Annotated in this window: 15 protein-coding genes and 1 pseudogene; 5 read left to right on the forward strand and 11 right to left on the reverse strand. The window is 67.6% G+C overall.

The genetic code is table 11. The annotated features are described in order from the left end of the window. Window positions 1–67: 67 nt before the first annotated feature. Both H9L17_RS15260 and H9L17_RS15265 read left to right on the forward strand, forming a co-directional pair. Window positions 68–364, forward strand: a complete 297-nt coding sequence (locus H9L17_RS15260; RefSeq protein ID WP_187570260.1) for a BrnT family toxin — start codon at window positions 68–70, stop codon at window positions 362–364. 11 nt (window positions 365–375) lie between these two features. Next, window positions 376–732 (forward strand): hypothetical protein, encoded by a 357-nt coding sequence (locus H9L17_RS15265; protein WP_187570261.1) that lies wholly within the window; start codon window positions 376–378, stop codon window positions 730–732. Window positions 733–899: 167 nt separating this feature from the next. Here H9L17_RS15265 and H9L17_RS15270 read toward each other — a convergent pair whose 3' ends face one another. Genes H9L17_RS15270 through H9L17_RS15280 form a run of 3 tightly spaced genes read right to left on the reverse strand, consistent with a single transcriptional unit; the run spans window position 900 to window position 11,914 of the window. Then, window positions 900–2,546, reverse strand: coding sequence for a ShlB/FhaC/HecB family hemolysin secretion/activation protein (locus H9L17_RS15270; protein WP_187570262.1), 1,647 nt, complete (start codon window positions 2,544–2,546; stop codon window positions 900–902). 6 nt (window positions 2,547–2,552) lie between these two features. Further along, the gene (locus H9L17_RS15275; RefSeq protein ID WP_187570263.1) at window positions 2,553–6,764 is read right to left on the reverse strand and encodes a beta strand repeat-containing protein; all 4,212 of its coding nucleotides are present in this window, start codon (window positions 6,762–6,764) and stop codon (window positions 2,553–2,555) included. Beyond that, entirely contained in the window at window positions 6,761–11,914 is a 5,154-nt protein-coding gene (locus H9L17_RS15280; RefSeq protein ID WP_187570264.1) for a GLUG motif-containing protein, read from the reverse strand. The genes H9L17_RS15275 and H9L17_RS15280 overlap by 4 nt, the downstream gene beginning before the upstream one ends. Window positions 11,915–12,102: 188 nt before the next feature. On the opposite strand from H9L17_RS15280, the gene H9L17_RS15285 reads away from it, so the two are divergent. Then, on the forward strand, window positions 12,103–12,855 hold the full coding sequence (locus H9L17_RS15285; protein WP_187570265.1) for a response regulator transcription factor: 753 nt from the start codon (window positions 12,103–12,105) through the stop codon (window positions 12,853–12,855). A gap of 131 nt (window positions 12,856–12,986) precedes the next feature. After that, window positions 12,987–14,885, forward strand: a complete 1,899-nt coding sequence (locus H9L17_RS15290) for a sensor histidine kinase (RefSeq protein WP_187570266.1) — start codon at window positions 12,987–12,989, stop codon at window positions 14,883–14,885. A gap of 261 nt (window positions 14,886–15,146) precedes the next feature. Here the strand turns inward: H9L17_RS15290 and H9L17_RS16335 are convergent, their stop codons facing one another. Next, window positions 15,147–15,698: a YadA C-terminal domain-containing protein gene (locus H9L17_RS16335; RefSeq protein WP_425507431.1), complete on the reverse strand. Its 552-nt coding sequence runs from the start codon at window positions 15,696–15,698 to the stop codon at window positions 15,147–15,149. A gap of 291 nt (window positions 15,699–15,989) precedes the next feature. Further along, window positions 15,990–17,645: pseudogene (locus H9L17_RS15295) on the reverse strand (hypothetical protein); the annotation flags it as partial. 80 nt (window positions 17,646–17,725) lie between these two features. Between H9L17_RS15295 and H9L17_RS15300 the strand changes: the two are divergent. Next, window positions 17,726–18,697 carry a helix-turn-helix domain-containing protein gene (locus tag H9L17_RS15300; RefSeq protein WP_187570268.1) on the forward strand — a complete coding sequence of 324 codons (972 nt, stop codon included), beginning with the start codon at window positions 17,726–17,728 and terminating at the stop codon, window positions 18,695–18,697. 51 nt (window positions 18,698–18,748) lie between these two features. On the opposite strand, the gene H9L17_RS15305 is transcribed toward H9L17_RS15300, so the two are convergent. From H9L17_RS15305 to trxB, 6 genes are all read right to left on the reverse strand, one after another. Continuing rightward, window positions 18,749–21,790, reverse strand: coding sequence for a bifunctional diguanylate cyclase/phosphodiesterase (locus H9L17_RS15305; protein WP_187570269.1), 3,042 nt, complete (start codon window positions 21,788–21,790; stop codon window positions 18,749–18,751). A gap of 242 nt (window positions 21,791–22,032) precedes the next feature. Beyond that, entirely contained in the window at window positions 22,033–22,251 is a 219-nt protein-coding gene (gene infA, locus H9L17_RS15310; protein WP_028839405.1) for a translation initiation factor IF-1, read from the reverse strand. Between the two features lie 99 nt (window positions 22,252–22,350). Next, window positions 22,351–23,100 carry a leucyl/phenylalanyl-tRNA--protein transferase gene (gene aat / locus H9L17_RS15315; RefSeq protein ID WP_187570270.1) on the reverse strand — a complete coding sequence of 250 codons (750 nt, stop codon included), beginning with the start codon at window positions 23,098–23,100 and terminating at the stop codon, window positions 22,351–22,353. Then, entirely contained in the window at window positions 23,097–24,263 is a 1,167-nt protein-coding gene (locus tag H9L17_RS15320; protein ID WP_187570271.1) for a GNAT family N-acetyltransferase, read from the reverse strand. Before H9L17_RS15320 ends, aat begins: the two co-directional genes overlap by 4 nt. Window positions 24,264–24,267: 4 nt before the next feature. Beyond that, the gene (locus tag H9L17_RS15325) at window positions 24,268–24,864 is read right to left on the reverse strand and encodes a PIN domain-containing protein (protein WP_187570272.1); all 597 of its coding nucleotides are present in this window, start codon (window positions 24,862–24,864) and stop codon (window positions 24,268–24,270) included. 21 nt (window positions 24,865–24,885) lie between these two features. Further along, entirely contained in the window at window positions 24,886–25,839 is a 954-nt protein-coding gene (trxB, locus tag H9L17_RS15330; protein WP_187570273.1) for a thioredoxin-disulfide reductase, read from the reverse strand. Window positions 25,840–25,913 lie beyond the last annotated feature (74 nt).

The raw sequence follows: 25,913 nt of genomic DNA on the forward strand, positions 1-25,913 counted from the left end.
TAACGTTTTATTGATGTTTGCCGTTATTGTAAATACAATGGATGTCCGCAGGGTGCAGACGTGAACTATGCATATCGTTTGTTCCGAAAAGACCAAAGCGAAGCTTCAGGCGAAGCACAACGTCTCAATGAAGGATGTTCGTGAGTGCTTCATGAATCGCACTGGCGAAGTGCTGGAAGACACGTCGGAGGACCATAAATCAGATCCGCCGACGACTTTTTTCGTTGCTCCCAACAATCACGGGCGGCTCTTGAAGGTCTGCTTCATCCTGCGTGACGGAACGATCTACCTGCGAACATGCTTCGAGCCAAGTGCAAAGGCGATTGCAACGTATCGCGAGCTTGGCAAACCAATCGATTTTTGACGGAGAGTCCCATGAATGAGTTGGATGAAAAGATCACCGAGCAGTGGGAAGCCGGTGAGCTGGGGACGAGTGCCGAGAGTGTGCGCGTTGCAAAAGGTGCAAGTGAAGCTTTGGATCAGGCGGCCAGCATGAAGCTGGTGACCATGCGCCTGCCGATCCCGTTGATTGACGCGCTGAAGGCTATTGCGAGCCATCACGGAATTGCCTATCAGCCGATGGTGCGTGATCTCCTTGTGCGCTTTGCTGAGTCAGAGTTCAAGGCCATCATGCGTGATCAAGCTGACAGGTTGTCGCGTATGGCGCAGGAAGATGCCACCGTGCCTGTGCAGTCGTTCATCGACAATGAGCGCGTGGCCGCTTGCGGCTAAGAAGAGCAAGATTCTGACGCAACACAAAGGCCGCCTCCGGGCGGCCTTTCCATGTTTGATCGCTCGGATGGCAGCACCGCTACTCATGCGCAAACTGGGGCGGGATGCTTTCAGGATCAGAATGACGTTGGTACGAGCTGCTTCCGGGATCTGGGGTCTTCTTTCCGTCAGAACCGCATCACCGCCTGCGCCCACAGCCTTGGGCTTCGATCCTTGTCGCTGAGCGCATCGCCGGTGCCGTCCTTCCAGGCGGCGAAGGCTTGCACGCTGTAGGGGCCGCGCATCCACGTCAGGCCTAGGCCGTAGCCGGCCAGGCGGCGGTGGTTGTCGCCCGCGCCTTTCCAGGTGTCGGTGTTGAGGTGGACGCAGCCTTCGTCGTAGAAGCCGAACGCCTCCAGAGGGCCGGCGATGGCGTGGTGCAGTTCCAGGCTGGCGACGTGGCCGCTGTCGCCGCTGGCTTCGCCCTGCGGGTAGGCGCGCACGCCGGAGGAGCCGCCCAGCAGCATCTTTTCGGACGAATCGAGGTTCTTCTCGGCCCACTGCGCGTTGGCGCTGAACGCCAGCAGCCAGTTGCCGGGCAGGCGCTGCTGGCGCTGGAGGTTGAACGTCCACTTGCCGAAGCCGCCGGCGCTGCGCGCGGTGAGGCGGTCGATCAGCGCGCTCAACGCATCCATGCCGAGTTCGCCGCGCGTATAGCCCAGGCCGAGGTTGGTGCTGGCGCCGCCGCCGAACGTGTCGGTGAAATTGCCGTAGAGGCTGAAGGTGGCGTTGCGCAGCGTCTTGCGGCTGCGCAGGCCGGTGGCGTCGATGTCGTCGTGCAGGTGCTTGTCGTCGTATTGCAGCGCGGCGTACCAGCTGGCGCGGCGGCCGCGCAGCAGCGGCTGTTGCACGTAGGCGCTGGCGACGGACGCCTGGCCGTGGGCGTCGAGCACGGAGAACGCCTTGCCCAGTTCGTAGTGCATCGACGAGTACGCCGCGCCCACGCGGGTGGCGAACGGCCCGAACGGCAGCTGATAGCCGAGGCGCGCGTAGCCGTAGTCGCTGGTGCCGGCCTGCATGCGCAGGCTGAGCTGGTCGCCGAGGCCGGCGGGGTTGTTCCAGTACAGGCTGGCGCCGAGGCGTTCCGCGCCGGCGTAGCGGTTGCCGAAGTTGTCCAGATCGAGGCTGCCGCTGAAGCGCGCGGCCGGCAGCAGGTCGACGATGAAGTCCGACGTGCCCACGCTTTCGCCGGGCCGCAAGGTGGATTTAACCTCCACGCCCGGAAGATCGGACAGGCGCAGCAGCGTGTCCTCGAAGCGCCGCTCGTTCACCGCATCGCCCGCGCGCAGGCGATGGAGCGGGGCGGTGGCGTTGCCGGCCAGGCCGGTCCTGTCGTCCAGCACCACCTCGCCGACGCGGCCTTCCAGCACCGCGATCGTGACCGTGCCGCCGCTGATGTCCTGCGGCGGCAGCCATGCGCGCGCCACCAGATAGCCGTGGTCGCGATAGTGGCGGGTGACGCGGGCGGCGAGGGCGTCCAGCGCGTCCAGGGTCATGGTGGGCGCGATGCCGTCGGCTACCAGCGCCTGCAGCTCGGCGTCCGCGAAGGCGGTGTTGCCGCTGAAGCGGATGCCGGCCACCGCCACGGTGTCGCTGCCGCCAGTGGCTGCCGTGTCCGTCTCCTCGATGCGGGTGCGCGGCGCTTCCGTGGTCGGCGCGCGCGGCGGCGCGTTTTCCTGCTGGAGGATCTGGCCGGCGGTGGGCGCGGTCTGCGCCATCGCCGCCAGCGGCGACAGGCACAGGCCCGCCAGCAGGCAGGTGGTGGTCTTCTTCACGGACATTTATCGGCAGTCTTTGGTCAGTTGGGCGGGAAGGTTCTGGCCGCATTGCAGGACGGCGATCTCTGGGAAGGCCGACGACGCGTGCGGCGTGCGGCGCGCCTCGTCCTGCGCGGATCGCGTGGCGCCGACGTAGCGCGCACCCTCCATGCCGACCGGCGTTCCCAGGATGCTGGCGACGGCGGTGGGCGCGCCGGCAAGGTCGAGCCGGTAGTTGCCGCTGTCGCCGCCGGACAGGGCGCTGCCTCGCAGCGTCACCGTCTTGTCCTGGCCGATGGCGGCATCGGAGAAGGCCGCGCGCCAGTCCGCCGCCAGCGCATCGCCGGCCACCACGCCGTCCAGCGCCAGCGCGTTGCGGCCGATGCTGGCGCCGTCGCTGCCGTCCCAGGGTTTGTCCTCGGCGTCGAAGCTGCCGCTGACGGTCAGCACTTTTTGCAGGATGGTGCTGGTGGTGTTGTCGGCATAGGTGATGGTGTAATTGCCGCCACCGTTGCCGTCGTCGAGGGTGACGCCTCCCACCGTGACGGTCTTGCCGGTGCCGGCGTTCTTGTCGGTGAAAGCGAAATCGCCGCCGCTGATCGAATCGCTGCCGAACAGCTGCCCGCCAAGGACGATGGCGTTGCCGGCGGCGTCCAGCGTGGCGTCGTAGGTCTTGGTCACGTCGTCGGTGCCGATGACGAGGCTGGCCTTGTCGATGGTCAGCGTGCCGTCCACGAAGGTCAGATCGTAATTGCCATCGCTGCCGCTGACGGTGTGCGCATACGTGCCGGCGTTGCGACCGCTGCCGCCGGCTTCGGTCAGGCCGGTCAATACGCTTTCGTTCTCACCGTTGACCAGGCCGGTGGCGGTGAAACCGGCGACGTTCTGGGTCTGGCCGTTGTAGGTGAAGGTGCCGCTGTTGGCGATGACCGTGGCGCTGGCCTTGTCGATGGTGCTGGATGTGTTGGCGATGTAGGTGATGTCGTAGTTGCCGCCGCCGTTGCCATCGTCAAGGGTCACGCCGCCCACGGTCACGGTCTTGCCGGAGCCGGCGTTCTTGTCGGTGAAAGCGAAATCGCCGCCGCTGATCGCGTCGTCGCCGTACAACTGTCCGCCGAGGATGATGGCGTTGCCGGCAGCATCCAGCGTGCCGTCATAGGTCTTGGTCACATCGTCGGTGCCGATGGTGATGGCGGCCTTGTCGATGGTGAGTGCGCCGTCCACGAAGGTGAGGTCGTAGTTGTTGTCGCTGCCGTTGACCGTGTGCGCATACGTGCCGGCGTTGCGGCCGCTGCCGCCGGTTTCCTGCACGCTGTCCAGCACGCTGTCGTCCTCGCCGTTCACCAGCCCGGTGACGGTGTAGCCGGAAATGCCTTGCGTCTGCCCGTTGTAGGTGAAGGTGCCGCTGTTGGCGGTGACCGTGGCGCTGGCCTTGTCGATGATGCCCACGTTGCCGCTGATCTGCGTGGGCAGGATGTAGTTGGAGAGGTCGGTGCCGGCGTTGGCAAGGAAATCGGTCAGGCTCAGGTAAACGGTGACGGTCTTGCCGCTGCCGGCATTGGCGTTGTCGTATTGGCCGGTGGTCTGGGTGACGGTGGCGCCGTCGCCGCCCACCCAGCCGGTCAGCAGGAAGTTGCCGGAATCCAGCGTTGCCGTGGTCGTGCCGTCGTAGGTCTTCCGCACTTCGCCGGTCAGGTTGCCGATGATCAGCGTCAGCAGCTTCGGGGAAATGGTCAGGTTGCCATCGACGTAAACGATGTCGTAATTGCCGCTGCCCAGGCCGCTGGCGCTGATCGTGTAGTTGCCCGCATTCACCGCGCCCTGGCTGCTGCCGCCATAGACCAGCGCGCCGGACAGTACCGAGCTGTCCTCGCCGTTGACGAACCCGCTGTACTGGACGCCGTTGCCGCCGCTCCACGCGATGCCGTCGTAGGTCTTGCTGGCATCGTTGGCGGTGACGGTCAGCGCCGCCTTGCCGATAGTCAGCGTGCCGTCCACGAAGGTGAGGTCGTAGTTGTTGTCGCTGCCGCTGACGGTATGGGCGTAGCTGCCGGCGTTGCGACCGCTGCCACCGGCTTCGGTAAGGCCAGCCAGCGCGCTTTCGTCCTCGCCGTTGACCAGGCCGGTGGCGGTGAAGCCGGCGATGTTTTGGGTCTGGCCGTTGTAGGTGAACGTGCCGCTGTTGGCGGTGACCGTGGCGCTGGCCTTGTCGATGGTGCTGGACGTGTTGGCGACGTAGGTGACGTCGTAGTTGCCGCCGCCGTTGCCGTCGTCAAGGGCTACACCGCCGACGGTCACGGTCTTGCCGGTGCCGGCATTCTTGTCGGTGAAGGCGAAGCTGCCGCCGCTGAGGCTATCGCTGCCGAACAACTGCCCGCCGAGGACGATGGCATTGCCGGCGGCGTCCAGCGTGCCGTCGTAGGTCTTGGTGACGTCGCTGGTGCCGACCGTCAGTGCCGCCTTGTCGATGGTGCTGGACGTGTTGGCGACGTAGGTGACGTCGTAGTTGCCGCCACCGTTGCCGTCGTCGAGGGTCACGCCGCCGACGGTCACGGTCTTGCCGGTGCCGGCATTCTTGTCGGTGAAGGCGAAGCTGCCGCCGCTGAGGCTGTCGCTGCCGAACAGCTGCCCGCCGAGGACGATGGCGTTGCCGGCGGCATCCAAGGTGCCGTCATAGGTCTTGGTCACATCGTCGGTGCCGATGACGAGGCTGGCCTTGTCGATGGTCAGCGTGCCGTCCACGAAGGTGAGGTCGTAGTTGTTGTCGCTGCCGCTGACGGTGTGGGCGTAGCTGCCGGCGTTGCGGCCGCTGCCGCCGGTTTCCAGCACGCTGTCCAGCACGTCCTTGTCCTCGCCGTTCACCAGCCCGGTGACGGTGAAGCCGGCGACGTTTTGTGTCTGCCCGTTGTAGGTGAACGTGCCGCTGTTGGCGGTGACCGTGGCGCTGGCCTTGCCGATGGTCAGGCTGGTGGTGGGGCTGTAGGTGATCTCGTAGCCGAGCTGGCCGGAATACAGGCCGCCGCTGACGTTCAGCCCGCTGCCGGTGGTGTAGGTGCCGGCGTTGGCGCTGTTGGTGGCGTAGCTGAGGCTGCCGAGAATCAGGCTGGCGTCCACCGGGATGCTGGTGGTGTAGCTGCCCACGGTGCCGCTGGCGATCTGGCCGTCGTAGGTCTTGTTGGCGCCGGACAGGTCGGCGTTGACGGTCACTTGTTGCAGGAAGGCGCGGAGCAGCGGGTAGGTCTGGCCTTCGTAGAGGAAATAGATGTTGTTTGAATATAAAAGTTGGGAATAGTCGTTGCCAGCAGCATTGGCGGCGGTGACGATGGAATAGCCAACAAGACCGCCCTGACCATTATTGAAGCCACTGACGGCGTAAGGCTCGACGGTCATCATCTGCGCCGTGGTCGCGCCAACGGTATGGCCACTGGCCAGATACTGCGTGCCCGACGGTGCGGTGATAAAGAACGACCCCCATGCGTTGTCGCCTACCGCAAAATCGGTGCCGGTGGTTTCGATGTTCCACACGCCGTTATCGAAGATGAATATGTTGGCACTGAGCGCGGTATTGTTGCCGCCGATCAACCCGCCCAGCTTGGCGTTGCTGTCGGTGGCGGTCAGCAGGCCGCTGGCCGAGTAGGAGTTTGTAACGTGTACCCAACCGCTGCTGCCAATCAGGCCGCCGACATTATCCTGACCCGTCACCGTGCCGCCTTGGGTAAAGACGCTCCATAGCGATGCTTGCTGGGAGCTGCTGCCGCCGTCCGAGACACGGCCAATCAACCCGCCGACATTTTTAGCGCCCACCACGTTGCCGGTGGCAAAAGCGTTGTGTACTCCCACCAAGCCCTGCGTCAAGCCAAACAGGCCGCCTACATCGTTGCCTGTGCCAGTCACATTGCCGCTGGCATAGACATTCAGATAGGAATCTTTGGTGTTGGGGTCTTGCTGGTTGTTCCAATAAGTGGCAATGCTGCCGTAGCCCACCAGCCCACCCAGCACGGTGCCGCCGCTGACGTCGCCGGTGGCGTAGCTGTTGGCGATGCGGGCAAAGTTGCGCCCCACCAGCCCGCCGCCGTAGCCGAAGGTGGCGCTCACGTCGCCGGTGGCATAGGAATTGGAAATCTGCTGGATCTTGTTGGCGTTGCTGTCAACGGACATTTGCCCGACCAGCCCGCCCACGCGGTTATGGCCGGTGACCGTGGCGCTGGAATGACTGTTGGCGATGGTGCCGCTCATGCCGCCCACCAAGCCGCCGATGGCGCCTTGGGTCTGGCTGGTGCTGGTGGAAGTGACGGTGCCGGACGACCAGGCGTTGTCGATGGCGACAGCATCGGTATTGCCGCCTTGCCCAGCAGGGTGCCCACGAAGGCGCGGCCCGTGATGTTGGCGTTGCTCAAGCCGACGTTGGCGAAGAATGCGCCGTCGCCCGCATAGCCGAACAGGCCCACGTTGTCCTGCGCGCCCCGGTCGATGGTGAGTCCGTCGATGACGTGGCCCTGGCCGTCGAAACTGCCGGTGAACTTGCTGGCGGCGGTGCCGACGGACACGAACCCTGCGCCGCCGTTCCAGCCCGCCGTACCGCTGGCATCCATGTCATTCGCCAGCGTGAAATGTTTGTCCAGCAAGGTGGTGGAGGCCATGCCTTGCAGGCCGTACACGTCGGCAATCTGGTAGGCGTTGTCGTCGTCCGAGCCGTCGCCGCCCAGCGCGCGCAGGAAGATGCCGCCGACGAACTGGAAATCGTTCACGCTGAAACCGGCCAGCGTGGCCGCGTTCTGGCGCCACGCGCCGTTCACCAGCCGGAACGCGTCGCCATTGATCGCGGTGGTGTTCACCCCGCTGCCGCCGGTGGTCAGCGCGCCGCTGGTGTCGATGGCCAGCGTGCCGCTGCCCCACGTGATCGAACCCGGCAGCCAGATGTCGCCCGCCGCGCTGCCCGGCGTGGTGATGATGCGGCTGCCGCTGCTGCCGTACGTGATGTCGTAGCCCTGCTGGTCGGAATACAGGCTGCCGGTCAGGGTGGCGTTGCTGGTGGCGGTGTATTCGCCCGCCGCCGTGCTGTTGAGGGTGAGAGTGTCGCCGTTGTTCACCGTGGCGGTGCCGTACACATGGCCGCCGGTGGGCAGGTTGAACGAGGCGCTGGCGATATTGGCGAGGTAGCTGCCCGTGCCATCGAAATCGGGGGTGGCGCCGATGGTGATCTGCTTCAGGAAGCTGCGCAGCAACGGCGTGGTTTGCCCTTCGTAGATGCGCCAGACGGTGTTCTCGCCGCCGTTGCCGGAGAGGCTCCAGCCTGTGAAGGAGGTGGCATCCATCATCTGCGCCGTGGTCAGCCCCGTGCCGCCGGCACTGGTGAAGAGGCCGCTGGTGGTGGTGTTCCAGTAGCTGCCAGTCACCGATCCCAGGTTGTAACCCACCAGACCGCCGATGGAGTTGGTGGAGCCGCTGACCGTGCCGCTTGAGTAACTGTTGCTGATGGAGCCGCCCGCAGAGAGGTTGTAGCCGACCAAGCCGCCCGCTTGTCCACTGGTGCTGCTGACCGTGCCGGTGGCGTAGCTGTTGCTGATCGCCGCCTGCAACTGGCCCACCAGCCCGCCCACGCGCGAAGCGCCATGAATGCTGCCCGTGGCATAGCTGTTCGTGAGCGTGCTGCCGCCGCCAAGGGTGCCGACCAGTCCGCCCACCCCTGTACCGTTGCTGTTGACCGCGCCGGTGGCGTAGCTGTTGCTGATGGCACCGGAGGTGCTCAAGCCAATCAATCCACCGGTGTCGCCGCTAACGCTGTTCACGTCACCGCTGGCGTGGCTGTCAGTCACCGCGCCCTTGTTGTAGCCGACCAGGCCACCGGCACCGCTGTTTGCCCCGCTGGCCGTCACCGTGCCACTGGCTTGGCTGTTGCCGACCGCACCCTCGCTGCCCCCCGCCAGACCACCGACATAAAACGCGCCCTGCACCGCGCCCGATGCCACGCTGTCCGTCACGCGGCTGGCGCTGCCGCTGGCCAACCCCACCAGACCGCCCGCATAGCTGACGTTGGCCGTCACCGTGCCGGCGGCGGTGCTGCCGGTAATGGCGGCGCTCGACCAACCCGCCAGGCCACCCACATAAGACCGCCCCTGCACCACGCCGCTGGCGTGGCTGTCGGTGATGGCCGAATCCGTCGCGCCCACCAGCCCGCCGATATAGTCGCTGCTGCCAGTTACTTGGGCCGAGGCCGTACTGCCTGTGATGGCGGCATGCGCCTCACCCACGAGGCCGCCCACGCGCTGCGTGCCGCTTACCGCGCCCGTGGCCGTGCTGTCGCTGACGGTGCCGCCCGCTTCGGTGTAGCCCACCAGTCCGCCGGTATAGCTGCCCGTATTCGTCACGCTGCCGGCAGCCGTGCTGTTGCTGATGGCACCGCTGCTGCTGCCCACCAGACCGCCTACACGGTCCTGCCCGCTCACGGTCACATCCGCGGAACTGTCGCCAATGCTGCCTTCGTTACGGCCTATCAGGCCGCCCACGCGGGTCAGGTTGCCGCTGACCGAGCCGGACGCATGGGTATTGCTGACCGTACCGCCACTGGCCACAAATCCCGCCAATGCGCCGACATAGGCGTTACCCCCCTGAATGCTGACGCCACTGAGCGTCACGTCTTGCAGCGTGCCGCCGCTGGCATAGCCGAACAGGCCGACGTAATCCTGCGCGTTTCGGTGGATGGTCAGGCCGTCAATCACATGGTCCTGCCCGTCGAAACTGCCGGTGAACTTGGCGGCGGCGGTGCCGATGGGCGAGAAGCTGCCGCCGTACCACACGTCGCCCGCCGCGCCGTTGGTGGCGCTGGCGTCGATGTCGTTCGCCAGCGTGTAGTTGGCGGACAGGTCCAGCGCCATCAATTGCAATTGGTGCGCGTTGCGGATGACCGGCGACCATTCCGAGGACAGCATCGGCAGCACGCCATCCAGCAACACCCAGCCGCCCTGGCCGGGTGTGGTGACGAAATCGAAGCCAGCCCAGTTGGCGGCGTTGCGCATTTGCGCGGTGGTCAGGCCCACGCCATTGAAGACGCCGGTGTATTCAATGCGGCCCACGCCAACGGCGCCTGCCGTATCGGTATTCCAGAAGGAGTTGCTGACCGTGCCACTGCCAGTCATCTGGCCGACCAGCGCGCCCAAGGCATAGGGTGCCTTGACCGTGCCATCGCCACCGGCCACGCCATTGCTGCCGACGGTGCCGGCGAAATAGCTCTTGTCGATGTCGCTGAAGATGCGCCCCGCCAGCCCGCCCACTTGGTTGCCACCACGCACGTCGGCGGTGGAATAACTGTTGCGGATGGCGGCGGCATTGTCGCCGACCAGGCCGCCGGCAATGCCCACCAAACTGCCCGTGCCCGTGGACGCCGCCGTGGCGGTGACGCTGCCGGCTGTCCAGACATGCTCCAGAACGTTCGTGCCACGCGGGTAGATGTCGTTCCCTACCAGCCCACCCACGGCGGTAGCACCGGTGATCGCGCCGCTGACATAGCTGTTGTGGATGTGGAGATTGCCTGATCGTCCGGCCAGCCCGCCCACGCTGAACTGGCCGGTGATGCTGGCATGGGTCAGGCCGATATTGGCAATGGAGGCGTAGAACGCGCTGCCGAACAGGCCGATGTTGTTGTTCGGGGTGTTGATGGTCAGGCCGTCGATGACGTGGCCGAGACCATCGAAGTTGCCCGTGAAGCCGGGATTGCTGCTTGCCCCCGGGTCATTGCCGCCAATCGGCGTGAAGCCCAAACCCCCATTCCAGCCGGCGGTGGCGCTGGCGTTGATATCCGCACCCAACACGAAGTTGCCGCCCAGGTTGCCCCAGATGCCTTGCAGCGTGGTGCCGGTGTTGCCGGTCACATCGGTTTCGCTGCCGAGGCTGGTGATGATGGTCCAGTTGGTGATGCCGCCCGCGCTGCCGGACTGGGTGCGGAAGCTGCCGGTGCTGGCGAGGTTCACCGGCGCGTAGATGTTGTAGCTGCCACCGGCATCGGCCTGGCCGTATCGGAAGAACAACCCCGCCGTGCCGCTGGCGTTCATCGTGCTGAAGACGTTGATGTCGCGCTGCGCATTGAGGGTGAGGGTGTTCTGGCTCCAGCTCACCGTGTCCTTGATGTTGACGTCGCCGCTCACACCGCTGCCGCCGGCGGTGCTCTGGATTTCCACGTCGCCATTGGCAAGCGCGTTGGTCAGGGCCGCGCCGGTCATGTCGCCGCCGCTCTTGGCGACGGTGAAATCGGTGGGGTCGATCAGCCATTTGCCGTTCTGGCCGCTGGCCGCCTTGGTGGTGATGACGGCGCTGTCGGCTACCTTGACGTGCGCCGCGCTGGTCTCGATGAAGCCGCCATTGCCGCCGTCCGGCGCGCTGGCGTCCAGCGTGCCGGCCACGTTGACGGTGCCGCCGGCCATGTCGCCCAGCAGCAGGATGCGGCCGTTGCGGTGTTCCACGGTGCGGGCGCGGATGATGCCGGTGTTGTTGACGGCGGTGTCCAGCAGGGCGTCCCTGGCGCGCGCGGTCATCAGCACGCTGCCGCCGTCGGCCTGGATCAGGCCGCGGTTGTCGGCCAGCGCGTGCAGCGCGCCTTCGTCCACCTGCACGTTGAGCAACTGGTCGCCGTTGAAATCCAGCGTCACCCTGTTGCCGGCGGCCAGTGCGGCGGTGCCGAGGCGGGCGGTGATGGTGCCTTCGTTGCGCACGTTTTCGCCCAGCAGGGCGACATAGCCGCCGGTGAGGCTGCCCTGGTTGACCACGCTGCCGCCGCTGCCGGCGAAGCTGCGTTTGCCGGCCATGAAATCGGCATCGGACAGGCCCAGCGTGGAGGCCACCAGCCCGCCCACGTTGACCTGCGCGCTGCCGCCGAACAGCACGCCGTTGGGGTTGAGCACCCACACCTGGCCGTTGCCCTTGAGCTGGCCGAGGATGTGCGTGGTGTCGCCGCTCAGCACGCGGTTCAGCGCGATGGCGGTGGCGTTGGGTTGCAGGAAGGTGACGCTGGCGCTCTGGCCGATGTCGAAGCTCTGCCAGTTGATGGCGAGGTTCTGGGTGGTCTGGGTGATGGTCATCGCCGCGCCGCTCTGGGCGATGCTGCCGCTGCCGGCGCTGACCGTGCCGCCGGTGGGCAGCTGGTTGGCGAACACCGAGGCCGCCGGGCTGCCGCCGCCCGCGTTGCCCGCGCCGCCGCCGTCCGCGCGCATCGCCTCGACCGGTGGCGCATTGGCGGCCCAGCCCAGCGAGGCCCATGCGGCCAGCGGCAGCAGCACGAACAGCCGCAGGCCGCCGCGCGCGCCCAGGCCCTTGCCCTGGCTGCGGGTGATTTCGGACACGACCTGCCAGACGCCCAGCGCCCGGTTGAAGACGATGCGGAACGCGCGATTCATGTGTGTTGCCCCTGAAATGTGATGCGGCGCAAATGCCGGCGGAACGGCTGCACGACGGCAAGCTGCAACATTGCCGGCTGCGCCGATTCCGCCGGTAGTCCATACGTCCGCGCGATTTGTCCAAACGTCCCCGCGGAAATCGGCGCATACACTGGTGCGCATTTGCCGCCGTCATGCCCGAGCCGCCGATGCCATCGCCGCCCCTGATCGCCGTCGTGGAGGACGGCCCCGAACTGCTGGCCGACCTGCTGGAGTTCCTGCAGTTGCGCGGGTTCGCCGCGAGCGGTTTCGACAGTGCGGAGGCGTTCTTCAAGGCATGGCCGGACACGCGCTTTGACCTGCTGCTGCTGGACGTGGCGCTGCCCGGCGTCAGCGGGCTGGAGGTGGCGCGGCGGGTGCGCGCGGCGGAAAGCCAGACCGGCGTGGTGATGCTGACCGCGCTGGATGCCAGCGACGAGCAGGTGCAGGGACTGGACGCGGGGGCCGACGTGTATCTGTCCAAGCGCAGTTCGCTGGAGGTGATCGAGGCGAGCTGCCGCAGCATGTTGCGCCGGCTGGGGCGGGCGGGCAGCCTGCCGGTCGCCGCGCCGATGGAGGCGGGACCGGATGCCGACGCGCGGCTGTTCGCCGCTGCCTGCGCGCACATCGACGCGCAGCTCGGCGATCCGCAGCTCACCGTGGAGGCGGTGGCGCAGGCGCTGCACTGCTCGCGCACGCGGCTGTACCAGGTGTTCGCCGAGCGCAAGCTGTCGGTGGCCGGCTACGCGCGCGACCAGCGGCTGGCGCGCAGCCGGGTGCTGCTGGGCGATGCGCGGCTGGGGATCGGCGAGATCGCGCTGCACTGCGGCTACGGCGACCTGCCAGCGTTCAGCAAGGCGTTCAAGCGGCGGTTCGGCATGGCGCCGGGCGAATGGCGCGCGGCGCGGGTCGGGGCGCGATGAGGACGTCCCGAAATCCGTCGTCATTCCCGCGAAAGCGGGAATCCAGGGACTTTGATTTTCAGGCAATGCAGAAGCAACGTCCTTGGATTGGACAGACATTCGTCTGTCGGAAGCGGCCCGCTTTCGCGGGAATGACGAGCGGCGTCATGTTCATGCTGGCGATGTTGCTCGCGTTGGCGTTGCCTGCCTTGGCGCAGCCGCTGCGGTTCGGCGCGGACACGCCGCGGGTGTCGCTGGACGGCCGGCAGGCCCACTACGCCGATGCGACGGGCGCGCTGTCGTTTGAAACCGTGTCGCAGCCGGCCTTCGTGCGGGCGCACTTCCGGCCGCTGCCGGAGGCGCGCAGCTTGGGCTACGACACCCGCGCGCACTGGTTCCGCGTGGTGCTCGACCCGGCGGCGGGTGCGCCGGAGCGCGTGGTGCTGACCGTCGGCACACCGGAGCTGGAGGCGGTGGACGTGTGGGTGCAGCAGCCCGACGGCGGCTTCCGCGAGTACGCGATGGGCTACCACCGGCCCTACGGGAACCGCCCGCTGCGCACGCGCCTGTTCGCGCTGCCCACCGACGTGTTCCCGGGCATGCAGCTCTACATTCGCGTGCGCACCACCAATGCGCTGAACGTGCACACCACGCTGTGGCAGGTGGATGCCTACACCGCGTACGAGACGCGCAGCAATTTCTACCGCGGCGGCTACTTCGGCATCCTGCTGATCGCAGTCACTTTCTACCTGATCCTCGGTGGCCGGCTGCGCGACGGGGTGATGCTGGCCTACGCCGGCTACGTCGCCTCGCAGCTGCTGTTCCACCTCGGCACCAACGGCTACCTGCCGGTGCTGCTGGGCGAGGAATCGCAGTGGTACACCGACGCCTTGCCGCGGATCGGCTGGCTGGGCGGGTCGATGTGCATCGCGCTGATGTGGGACGGGCTGCTGCGGCTGAAGCAGCGGCATCCGCGCATCCACCGGCTGTTCCTGTTCGTGGTGTTCTTCAACCTGGCGTTCCTGCCGTTCGCGCTGATGCCGTGGCTGGTGGGCGCGTGGCTGCTGTACGCGGTGAAGCTGGCGAACGCACTCAACGCGCTGGTGTTCTTCACCGGCATGGGCCTGCTGTTGCTGAAGTGGCGGCAGAGCCGGCGCGGCGAGTTGATGGTGTATTTCGTCGCCTTCTTCATCCCGATGCTGGGAACGGCGATCAATTCCGCCATGAACCTGGGCCTGCTGTCGTGGAACGCGGCGACCGCGAATTTCCACCAGGCGGCGACGCTGGTGCACGTGCTGGTGATGAGCTACGGCCTGGCGCTGCGCCTGCGGCAGTTGCAGCGCGACAAGGCGGACGCGGAGCAGGACGCGGCGCTGGCGACCCGGCGCGCGCAGGAGCAGCGCCGCTTCGTGGCGATGCTGTCGCACGAGTTCGGCAATCCGCTGGCCGCCATCGACCGCGCCGCGCAGCTGCTCCAGCTCAAGCTGCCGGAGCTGCCGCCGGCCGAGGCACAGCGGCTGGCGCAGATCCGCGGCAACGCGACCACGCTGGCCGGCTTCGTCGATCACTTCCTGATGACCGAGGCGCTGGACCACGGCGCGCTGGCGCTGTCGCGTCGCCCTTGCGCGGTGCGCGAGGTGCTGGAGGGCGCGATGCGCGCGCAAGGCGAGGCGGCGCAGCCGCGCTTGCGGCTGCTGGCGTGCGTGGACGGCGGGTTCGACCTTGATCCGACGTTGCTGGGCGCGGCGCTGGGCAACCTGCTGGCGAACGCGCTGCGCTATTCGCCGGCGGACAGCGCGGTGGAGCTGCGCGCCAGCCGCGACGCGCGCGGGCTGCGCATCCGGGTGACCGACCACGGGCCGGGGCTGTCGGCGGAGGAGCTGGAGAAACTCGGCACGCCGTATTTCCGCGCGGCGTCCTCGCTGGGCAAGAAGGGGAGCGGGCTGGGCTACCACTTCACCCGACGGATCGTGCAGGCGCACGGAGGCACGCTGACCGCGCGATCGCCGCGCGGCTCCGGGCTGGAGGTGGAGATTGTTTTGCCGGAGTAGGGGATGGATTGTTTCCGTCATTCCCGCGCAGGCGGGAATCCAGCTTTTCCGCCCTGAAGATCAAGAGCTGGATACACAGACATTCGTCTGCGAAAGCATGCCCGCCTGCGCGGGAATGACGAGGGGGGCAAGGCAGCGGAAACCTGCGCGGGAACGGCGACTCGAAGCGATTCGTTGCTTTCCGAATGCGGAAACGGCGCGGTGTGACCCGCGCCGTTCCGTGTCGCCGATGCGCTTCGCATCGGGAATCCTTCGCCGGGATTACCAGCTGAAACCCATACCCGCCGACACGCTGCTGTCGCTGCCGGACACCGCGCCGCCCAGCGACACACTGGCGTTCGGTGCGACCAGCCGCTGGTAGCTGATCGCCATCGCGGTGCGGCCGTTCTGCGCGCCCGCGCCGATGCCGATGCGGTTGCGGCCCGGCAGGCCGGCGGTGTTCAGCGCTGCCGCGCTCATCGCACCGCTCATGGCGGCCACCTGGTCGAGGCGGCGGTCCATCTGGTCGAAGCGGCGTTCGGTCTGCTGCTGGAACTGCACGAAGCTGTCGTTCCACGCGGCGAACTTGCTGTCGGTGTAGGCGTTCGCCGATTGCAGCGTCTGCGCCGACTTGGTGTCGGTGTAGGTCTTGGATGTGGTCAGGGTGGCGGCGTCGCCGGCATCGGCATGGGCGTTGGCGGACGCCAGCGTGGCGGCGTCGCCCGCGGCCATGTCGGTGCGGATGGCGGTTTCGCGGGTGTCGGTGTAGGTGTTGGCGGCGGCGAGGGCCGCGGCATCGCCGGCATCCATCTGGCCCTTGTTCACCGCGTCCATCGCGTCGGTGCCGTCGGCGACGTTCTTGACCTGCGTGCCGCCGGCGCCGTCGAGGGTGGCGGTGGCGTGGCTGGGATCGTCGTACTGCACGCCGTTGGCGTTGCCGGTCATCCAGCTGTCGATCGCCGCCAGCGCCGAACCCACGTCGCCGTAGTTCACGCCCTGGATGGTGTAGCTGGGCGCGGTGAAGATGCCGCCCGTCCACGCCGCGCCGCCGCCGAACGCCGCCGCGAACGGCGAGAGATCCACCGCGCCGGCGGCGATGGCCGCGTTCAACTGGCGCAGATTCACCGCGTCGGTGTCCTGCGTGCCGTCGGCCAGATGGATGATCTGGTGTTCGCCACCGGCCTGGCCCACGGACACGGCGAAGTCGCGGTCGGCGATCGCCATGTAGCCGATCGCGGTGCTACCGACGTTGCGCGCTTCCGAGCTGTTGCCGAAGACGCTGGCGTTCTGTGCGCCGGCGAGTACCTGGTTGCCGTAGCCGAATGCGCTGCTGCCCGAGGCCCGTGCCGCGTTCAACCGGCCGAAGGCGTTGCTGCCGTCGCCGTCCGCGATGTTGTTGGTGCCCACGGCAGTGCTGGCGTTCTTGTTCGCGCTGTTTCCAAAGCCCAGCGCGGTGCTGAATTGATTCTGCGCGACGTTGTCCAGACCGATCGCCACGCTCCGGTCGCCCAGCGCGCGCACGCCTCCGCCCACCGCCACGCTGCTCTTGCCGAGGGCCAGCGCGGTTTCGCTGCTGGCGTCGTCGCCGTCGTCGCCGTCGGTGTCCACGTCGATGTTGACGCTGCCGTCATTGTCGCGGTCGTACCAGGTGCTGACCGCCAGACTGTTTTCGCCCACGGCCTGGCCCATGTAGCCCAGCGCGCTGCTGTTCACGCCGGTGGCGCTGTTGGCGTGGCCCACGGCGCTGCTGCCGTCGCCCTTGGCGATGTTCTGGAAGCCCAGGCCGCTGGCGGATGCGCCTTCGATGACGTTGAGATAGCCGACGGCGGTGCTTTGAGCATTCTGGATGTAATTGAGAATGCCGACGGCCGTGCTCTGGGCGCCCTGGACGTAATTGACGTAACCGATGGCGCTGCTGTTGGTGGCACCGGTATCGACGGTGTTGGAGAAGCCGAACGCGCTGCCGTGAACCGCATTGGCCGTGTTGGTCGAACCGACGGCGGTGCTGTCCACGCCGTTGGCTTCGTTGTCGTAACCGATGGCGCTGCTGTTCGTGCCAGCGGCGTTGTTGCTGTTGCCCACGGCGTTGCTGTAGTCGCCATCGGCGGTGTTGTCGTAGCCGAAGGCGTTGCTGAAGTCCGCATTGGCATGGTTGAGCGTGCCGAACGCGCCGGCGTATTCGCCCTGCACGAGATTGCTGAACCCGTAGGCCGAGCTGCGCGCCTGCTTGACGGTGTTGCCGTAGCCGAACGCGCTGCCCTGGAGGGCGGGGGCATCGATCGTGTTCTGGTAGCCGAAGGCGCTTCCGTAGTTGCCCGCGGCGCTGTTGTTGTAGCCGAAGGCGTTGCTGCCGGGGCCGCTGGCCGTGTTCGAATAGCCGAATGCGCTGCTTTCGAGCCCGTAGGCCTCGTTCGCGTAGCCGAATGCACTGCTGCTGTCGCGCAGGGCGCGGTTGAGGTAGCCGAACGCGCTGCTGTAGTTGCCGCCGGCATTGTTGCGCCAGCCGTAGGCGCTGGCGGTGGCCGTGCAGGTGGTGTTCTGGTCGTCGGTGCCGCCTCCCAGGGTGGTGGTCCTGGTTTCGATGCCGGCGTCGGAGTTTCCGCCGGCGAAGACCCAGGCGCTGCCGTTCCAGGCGAGGCAGCCTTCGTCGGCGAAGGCGGGCGCGGACAGCGCGCCCAGCAGGGCGAGGGCGAGCAGCTGGCGGCGGAGCGGGCGGACGGGTTTGGCGCGCATGGGAAGTCCCCTGTTGGAAAGCGCGCATTCTTGAAGCGTGACGCGCATCACCGGTAATCCATGCGTTCCGTGGGGTTGTCCGAACGTCCCGTGCCGCAAGTAAACTGCCCTTGCGACAGGGGGAGGCGATGGACATCGAGGCGAACGACGCGGCGCCGCGCTTCATGGCGTTCGACACTGACGGCGCGCCCGCGCACGAGCGCTTCGAGCAGTGGCGTTCGCTGTTTCCCCAGGTCGTCGACATTTCGCCGGTCGAACGGTCGCGCCCGTACCGGGCCAACGCGATCGTCTATCTCGCCGAGGATGGCACCGGGATGGCGCGGATCCGCACCGCGCCCACGCTGACGCATTTCGCCGAGGGCAGCAGCGACCACTTCATGCTCGGCCTAATCGCTGACGGCCATTCGCAGGTGCGGCAGGGGCGCGGCGGCGAGGAGACCGCCGATGCCGCCACCGGCTTCAACCTCATGGACTGCTCGCGGCAGATGCGCACGCTGTCGCGCTCGGGCCAGGACAGCGTCCACCTGTTCCTGCCGCGGGCGCGGGTGATGCAGCTGCTGGGCCCGGACCCGACCGGCGCGCGCGGTGCGCTGCGCCACCTGCCCGACACCCCGATGGGGCAGATCCTGAAGGCCAACCTGTCCGCGCTCACCCGCTATGGCACCGCGCTCGACGCACGGGCGTCCGCGCAGGCGATGGAGGCGACGATCACCCTGGCGCTGGCGTACCTGGCCCAGTTCGGCGCGGCGGAGGAGACGCCCGACCTCGACGCGCTGCTGTTCGACGCCGCCTGCCGCTACATCGAGGCGCAGCTGGACGACCCGCGGCTCACCGCCGAGAGCGTCGCGCGCGCGTTGCGGTGTTCGCGCACCCGGCTGTACCGCGTGTTCGCCGAGCGCGACCTGTCCGTCGCCGGCTACGCCCGCGACCTGCGGCTGGCGCGCAGCCGCACGCTGCTGCTGGATGCGCGGTGGAGCATCGGCGAGATCGCGCTGCACTGCGGCTACGGCGACCTGCCGGCGTTCAGCAAGGCGTTCAAGCGCCGCTTCGGCATGGCGCCGGGCGAATGGCGCCAGCTGCACGGCGCGACGACGCGCTGACGCGGCCACGGCGAAGGCGCGTTGCGCGCGCCGGCAATCCGCGCTGCGCGGTCAGGGCGAGGCTGGCCCGTCGCTTTTTTCCCGCAGCGCCGGATGGTCGGCCTTGGGCCGGTCGAGGTGGTAGCCCTGCACCATGTCTACGCCCATCTCGCGCAGCATCAGCAGGGTGCGGCCGTCCTCCACGAACTCGGCCACGGTCTGCTTGCCCATGCCGCGCGCCACTTCGATGATCGCGCGCACGAACACCTGGTTGTCGCGCTCCTGCGGCAGGTCGCGGATGAACATGCCGTCGATCTTGAGCACGTCGGCCTGCAGGTGCTTGAGGTAGGCGAACGACGAAAAGCCGGTGCCGAAGTCGTCCAGGCAGATGGTGCAGCCGGTGCGGCGCAGCGCGGCGATGAAGCGCGCGGCATCGCCCATGTCCGACACCGCCGAGGTTTCCGTCAGCTCCACCAGCAGCCGGCGCGGCGAGACGTGCTGCCGCTGCAGCTGCGCGGTGATGTAGGCGGGCAGTTCCGGGTCGTCGAAGGAGCGCCCGGAAATGTTGATGGCGATCGCCGGCAGGTGCGGGTGGATGGCGAGCAGGCGGATGCTTTCCTGGATCACCCAGCGGTCGATCTCCAGGATCTTGCCGCTCTTCTCCGCGTGGTCGATGAACTGCGCGGGCATGATCAGCTGGCCGGGGTTGGCCTCGTCCTCCATCCGGATCAGCGCTTCCAGGTGGGCGAGGTGGCCGTTGCCGGCGCGGTACACGCCCTGGAAGTGCAGCCGCAGCAGGTTGCTCTCCAGCGCCTGCGCGATGCGGTCGTTCCAGGCGAGGCGGGTGGCCATCTCGCGGGAGGTGTCGCGGTCCGGGCGGTACACGTTCCAGCGGTTCTTGCCGGTGTGCTTGGCCTGGTACATCGCGGCGTCGGCGTGGGCGACGAGGTCTTCCGCGTTGTCCGCGTGGGTGGGGAAGTGGGCGATGCCGAGGCTGGTGGTCAGCCGCACGGTCTGCTCGTGCATGTGCAGCGGCGTCTGCGAGATGCGGCGCACGATGCGTTCGGCCAGGTGCTGGGCGTCGTCCAGGCTGGCGTGCGGCATCAGCACCGCGAACTCGTCGCCGCCGAGGCGGAACAGGGTGTCGTCGCTGCGGATCAGGGTGCGGACTTCCACCGACATCCGGTTGAGCACCGAATCGCCGGCGCGGTGGCCGTAGGTGTCGTTGATGTACTTGAACTCGTCGAGGTCGAAGAACAGCAGTGCAGCCTGGCCCGGCGTGCGCTCGGCGTCGTGGAAGAAGCGCGCCAGGTCGTCCTCGAAGCGGCGGCGGTTGTACAGGCCGGTCAGCGCGTCGTGTTCGGCCAGGCGGATCAGCTGGTCGGCGGCCTGGCGTTCGCGGGTCACGTCCTCGTGCACCCACAGCCGGCCGAGGTGGCGGCCCTGCGCGTCGCTCACCGAATGGGTGCGGTGGGTGACGGTGCGGCCGTCCTGCAAGCGCACCTCGAACTGCTCCGACGTGTCGCGGCCTTCCTGCGCGCTCTCCAGGTGGTGGCCGAACTCCTGCGGGTTCGCCATCAGGCCCTTGGTGAGTTCGAATATCTCGCAGGTGCCGCGGCCGGCCAGCGGCGTGCCTTCGGCGATCTCCCACAGGGCGATGAAGGCGGCGTTGCAGTAGGTGACCCGGTTCTCGCTGCTGACGAACAGGATGCCCTGGTTCATCGCGCCCAGCAGGGCGAGCAGGCGCGCGCGCTCCTCCTCCAGCCGGGTCATGAACTGGCGGCGCTCGTCGACCTCGGTCTGCAGGGCCTGGGCGTGGGCGAACTGCAGGGCGCGCTGCTGGACGAGTTCCTCGACCATGTCGTCGAAGGCGTCGGCCAGCCGGCCCAGTTCGTCGTTGCTCTGCATCGCGATGGGCTTGGGTTCCAGGCCCTGGCCGAGTTCGTCCACGGCCACGGTGAGGCGCTTCAGCGGCACCGCGACCAGTCGCCGCACGCGCCGGCGCAGCAGCCACATCGCCGGCAGCAGGCCGATCAGGCCGATGCAGAACAGCGCGGCCAAGCCCCATGCCAGCAGGTGGTTCACGCGCGACTGCGGCAGCAGGTAGACCTGGTACCAGCCGGGGCCGTGGATCTTCGACCACGCCACCCACTGGCTGCCGTCCGGCGTGCGGCCGGCGCCGCTGTCGGTGCCGGCGCGGACGATCATCCGGTGCACCTGTTCCAGCAGCGGGTCGCGCAGGGTGGCGACGTTGAGCTGGCCGTCGGCGGCGGCGATGCGCTCGCGCAGCTGCGGATGCGCGATCAGGCCGCCGTCCGCGCTCATCACCATCTGGATGCCGTCGTCCTGGTGGCTGGCGGCGGTGCGGTCGATCAGGGTCTGGATCGAGACGTCGTGCCCCAGCGTGCCGACCCACTGGCCCTGCCAGTCCAGCGGCTTGATGACCGAGACCATCCAGGTGTCGGCCTGCTCGTCGAAATAGACCGGCGTCCAGAACACCTTGCGCTGCGGATTGCGGTGCGGCTCCGAGCCCTGCATGGTCGGGTAGCCGGTGTTGGTCGCGTTGGCGTCGGCGCCGCTGCCCCAGTCCACGCCGCGGGCGTAGACCATCAGCCCGTCTTCCACGAAATCCATGTAGGCCGAGAAGAACGGCGGCGCCAGCGCCGGCCCCTGTTCGCGAAGCAGGTCGTAGGCGACCACCGCGCGCAGGCGGGCGGATTCGCCCAGCCCCTGCGGCGACTGGTGCAGGTAGAGGGTGGGCGCGCGCTCGGCGTCGACCAGTTCGGGACGCAGCCGCCACAGGCCGTCGGGGCTGCGCGCGAACAGCGCGTCGAAGCGGGCCAGGGCGGCCTCGCGGTCGGTCTTCGTCAGCCGCCACAGCAGTTCCTGCTGCAGCCGGGCCACGCTCTGTTCGGCCTGCAGGAACAGCCCCTCGCTGGCGCCGGCGCGCAGCTCGACCGTGTGCTTCGCCACCAGCGGCACGACTCTGTCGGTCGCCAGCCGCATGGTCAGGTAGCCGAGCGCGGAGAGCAGCAGGAGGAGGGCGAGGAACAGCCCCCAGATGCTCAGGGACAGCCGGTGGATCAGCGATGCGCGCGACCGGGTGTGCAGCACGTAGTGTCCCTGCGGAGGAGTGGAGCGCTGGACAGCCTGGGGTTCGTCGGACGACCGTGAAGACAGGACTTCATACTAAACGCGCAGCGCGTTCGCAAGCAGCCATCGCGCGGATGCGGGCTGCGGGCGCGGGGGACCGCGCGTGGCGCGACGGCCGGATGCGAAAACGACGAACGCCCCTTGCGGGGCGTTCGGTGGTTCCACGGGCCGGGCCGCTGTGGCGGCGTCAGCGGTGGCCGGCTTCAACGATGGCGATACGTGATGCGGCCCTTGGTCAGGTCGTAGGGCGTCATTTCCACCTTGACGCGGTCGCCGGTCAGGATGCGGATGTAGTTCTTGCGCATGCGGCCGGAGATGTGGGCGATGATCTCGTGGCCGTTCTCCAGCTTCACCCGGAACATGGTGTTCGGGAGGGTTTCGGAGATCGTGCCTTCGAATTCGATGACGTCGTCTTTCGCCATGTGTCTGCCGGAGCGTGTCCTGTAGCTGGGGAGCGCCGGGAAACGGGGCTCGAAAGTCCGTCATTCTGCCACGTCGGGCCGGGTCTTGCAAAAATCCCGTTAATCGCGCACGCCGTCGTCCAGCGCCGAGGCGGGCCATTCGCCGAAGCGCTCGCGCCAGCTCCCCGCCTCGGTGGGCAGGTCGCGCAGGTTCGCCAGCGCTTCCATGTAGGCGGCGCGCGGCCAGGTCTCCACGCCCAGCCGGCGGGTGTGCGGGTTGGGCACCTGCGCGTCGATCAGCGGCCAGCCCCAGCCGCGCAGCCGTCGTGCCAGCATCGCCAGCGCCAGCGAGGACGCCCCGGATTCGGCGGAATACATGCTGTCGCCGCAGAACAGGTGGCCGAACGACAGCCCGAACAGCCCGCCGACCAGCCGCCCGCCGCCGTCGAACACCTCGATGCTGTGGGCGTGGCCGAGCCGGTGCAGTTCGAGATACGCCGCTTGCATGTCGGCGGTGATCCACGTTCCGCCGGACTGCCCATCGCGAGGCGCGGCGCAGCCGGTGACGACCTCGGCGAAGGCGCTGTCGGCGCGCACCGTCCAGCCGCTGTTGCGCAGGCGTCGTCGCAGGCGGCTGGACAGGTGCACGCCGTCGGTGCGGAACACCGCGCGCCGCGACGGGCTCCACCACAGGATCGGTTCGCCTTCCGAGAACCACGGGAAGATGCCGCTGCGGTAGGCGTTGATGAAACGCGTCGGCGACAGGTCGCCGCCCATGGCGAGCAGGCCTTCGGGTTCGGCCAGCGCCAGTTCGACCGGCGGGAACGGCGACGCCGGGTCCTCAGCCAGTTCGAAGAGGCGCAGGTTCATGTCGCCGCATCGTCGCGGAACGGCGAATGCGTCCGCAACTGGCGCAGGTGCTGCCTGATCTCCATGCGCTCCTCCGCGCACCAGTCGCGCAGGGCGCGGGCGAAGCGCGGGTCGGCGATGCGGTGGCGACTGCGCACCAGCGTGGGCAGGAAGCCGCGGGCGATCTTGTGCCGGCCCTGCGCGCCGGGCTCGAAGCGGGTCAGTCCTTCGCGCAGGCAGTAGTCGATGCCCTGGTAGTAGCAGGTCTCGAAATGCAGGCCGGGGTGGCGGCTCTCGTCAGGCATGGAGGTGGCGCCCCAGTAGCGGCCGTACAGGGTGTCGCCGCCGCGCAGGCAGAGCGCGCCGGCGATCGCCGCGCCCTCGCGTTCGGCCAGCACGATGACAAGCTGGCGCGGCATCGTTCGCGCGAGGTGGTGCAGGAAGTCCGGCGTCAGCGCCGGCGCATTGCCGTAGTCGGCGAAGGTCTGCAGGTAGAAGCCGTGCATCGCGGCGAGGTCGCCGTCCGATGCGTCGTCGCCATGCACGATGCGGAAGGACATGCCAGCGTCGCGCACCTTGCGGCGTTCCTGGAGGATGTTCTTGCGGTGCTTGCGGTCCATCGCGCCGAGGTAGTCCTCGAACGTGGTCCAGCCCGCGTCGTTGTGCCAGTGGTACTGGATGTCCTCGCGCAGCAGCCAGCGTTCGTCCGGAGCGTCGTCGCCGAATGCGGCCTCGTCGGCTTGGTTGTGGAAATTGACGTGCGCCGAGGACAGGCCGGATTGCTCGATGAAGCCGGCGATCGCATCGAGCAACCGCCGCTTCGTCGCGTCGTCGCGCGCCAGCAGACGCGGGCCGGTGACGGGTGAGTAGGGCGCCGCGCACAGCCACTTCGGGAAGTAATCCAGTCCATGCTGCGCATAGGCCTGCGCCCAGGCGTGGTCGAACACGAATTCGCCGTGCGAGTTGGTTTTCAGGTAGCCCAGTGCGGCGGCGATCAGCGCATCGCCGTCCCACAGGCAGATGTGGCAGGGCATCCAGCCCCAGTCCTCGCGCAGGCAGCCGGTGGCTTCGAGGCCGGACAGAAAGGCGTGCGCGACGAAGGGGTTGCGGCCGTCGTGCAGGGCGTCCCAGTCGGCGGCGGGGATGTCGGACAAATGGCGAACGACGCGGGCAATCTGCGCCATTGTTTCAGGCGGGCAGAGAGTACGAGACTTTCGCGCCGTTCATCGCGATGAAGCCGCGCTTGACCAGTTCGTTGACGATGCGATCCAGGCCGGGAGCATCCAGCTTGTTGCCGAACCAGGATGCGATCATCTTGCGTAGGGTGCTGTCGCGGAGCGGCCGGTTCTTCGGCATGCCCTTGAGCTTTTCGACCACTGCATCGACCTGCTCGTCGCGCGTGGCCTCGGCCAAGCCCTTGAGGATCGGGATGCCGTCCAGCGTCGCGGAGCGACTCGCGAAGATGCCTTTTTCCTTAAGGTGAGCGATGAGGGGATCGAATCCCGTATCCCGCGAAATGATGTGGAAGAACGCCTTCGGTTCCGCGGCCGCGAGCCGGCCGATGTAGTAGGCGATGTGGAAATCGAGCGCATTCGAGCCGGAGCCGGAGATGCGCACGTAATCTGCCCGCGCGCCGAGGGACTGCATTGCCGCGGCCAATTCGATGGGGATCTTGGCCTGGTTGGCGCCGACGAAGACCTTGACCCGGAAATGTTCCTCCGCGAGCAACGCCAGGTTTTTCGGCTGGACGTTTTCGTAGTCGATCAGGACGTAATTGGTCTTCATCGCGCTCCAGCCGGATCGGGCCTAGTGGCTTTCGTCGAGGAACTTCTCCGCATCCAGCGCCGCCATGCAGCCGAAGCCGGCGCTGGTGATCGCCTGGCGATACACCTGGTCGGCCACGTCGCCAGCGGCGAATACGCCGGGAACGGTGGTCTGGGTGGCGTTGCCGTCCAGGCCGGTCTGGATCTTCAGGTAGCCGTTCTTCATCTCCAACTGGCCCTCGAACAGCGAGGTGTTCGGGCTGTGGCCGATGGCGACGAAGAAGCCGTGCACGGGGATCTCGCGGGTGCTGCCGTCCTGCACCGACTTCAGACGCATGCCGGTGACGCCGGCGTCGTTGCCCAGCACCTCGTCCACGGTGTGGTGCCAGACGGTTTCGATCTTGCCGGCGGCCACCTTGGCGAACAGCTTGTCCTGCATGATTTTCTCCGCGCGCAGAGTGTCGCGGCGGTGCACCAGGTAGACCTTGCGGGCGATGTTGGACAGGTACAACGCTTCCTCGACCGCGGTGTTGCCGCCGCCGATCACCGCCACGTCCTGGTCCTTGTAGAAGAAGCCATCGCAGGTGGCGCAGGCGGAGACGCCGCGGCCCTTGTAGGCCTCCTCGGACGGGATGCCGAGGTACTTGGCGGTGGCGCCGGTGGCGATGATCAGCGCGTCGCAGGTGTAGTCGCCGGAGTCGCCCTTGAGGCGGAACGGACGCTGCGACAGGTCGGCGGTGTGGATGTGGTCGAACACGACTTCGGTGTCGAAGCGTTCGGCGTGCGCCTGCAGCCGCGCCATCAGATCCGGGCCCATCAGGCCGTGGGCGTCGCCCGGCCAGTTGTCCACTTCGGTGGTGGTCATCAGCTGGCCGCCCATCTGCAACCCGGTGACGACGACGGGCTTGAGGTTGGCGCGGGCGGCATAGACGGCGGCGGTCCAGCCGGCGGGGCCGGAACCGAGGATCAGCAGGCGGGTGTGCTTGGTCGTGGTCATGGTTTAGAGCAATTTCCCTATAATCGGCCGGATTCGCGCTGGGCGTCGTTCGCCATTAGCTTGGCGGCCGCAGC

Origin of the sequence: Thermomonas brevis, assembly GCF_014395425.1 — a bacterium.
Classification (GTDB): Bacteria; Pseudomonadota; Gammaproteobacteria; order Xanthomonadales; family Xanthomonadaceae; genus Thermomonas; species Thermomonas brevis.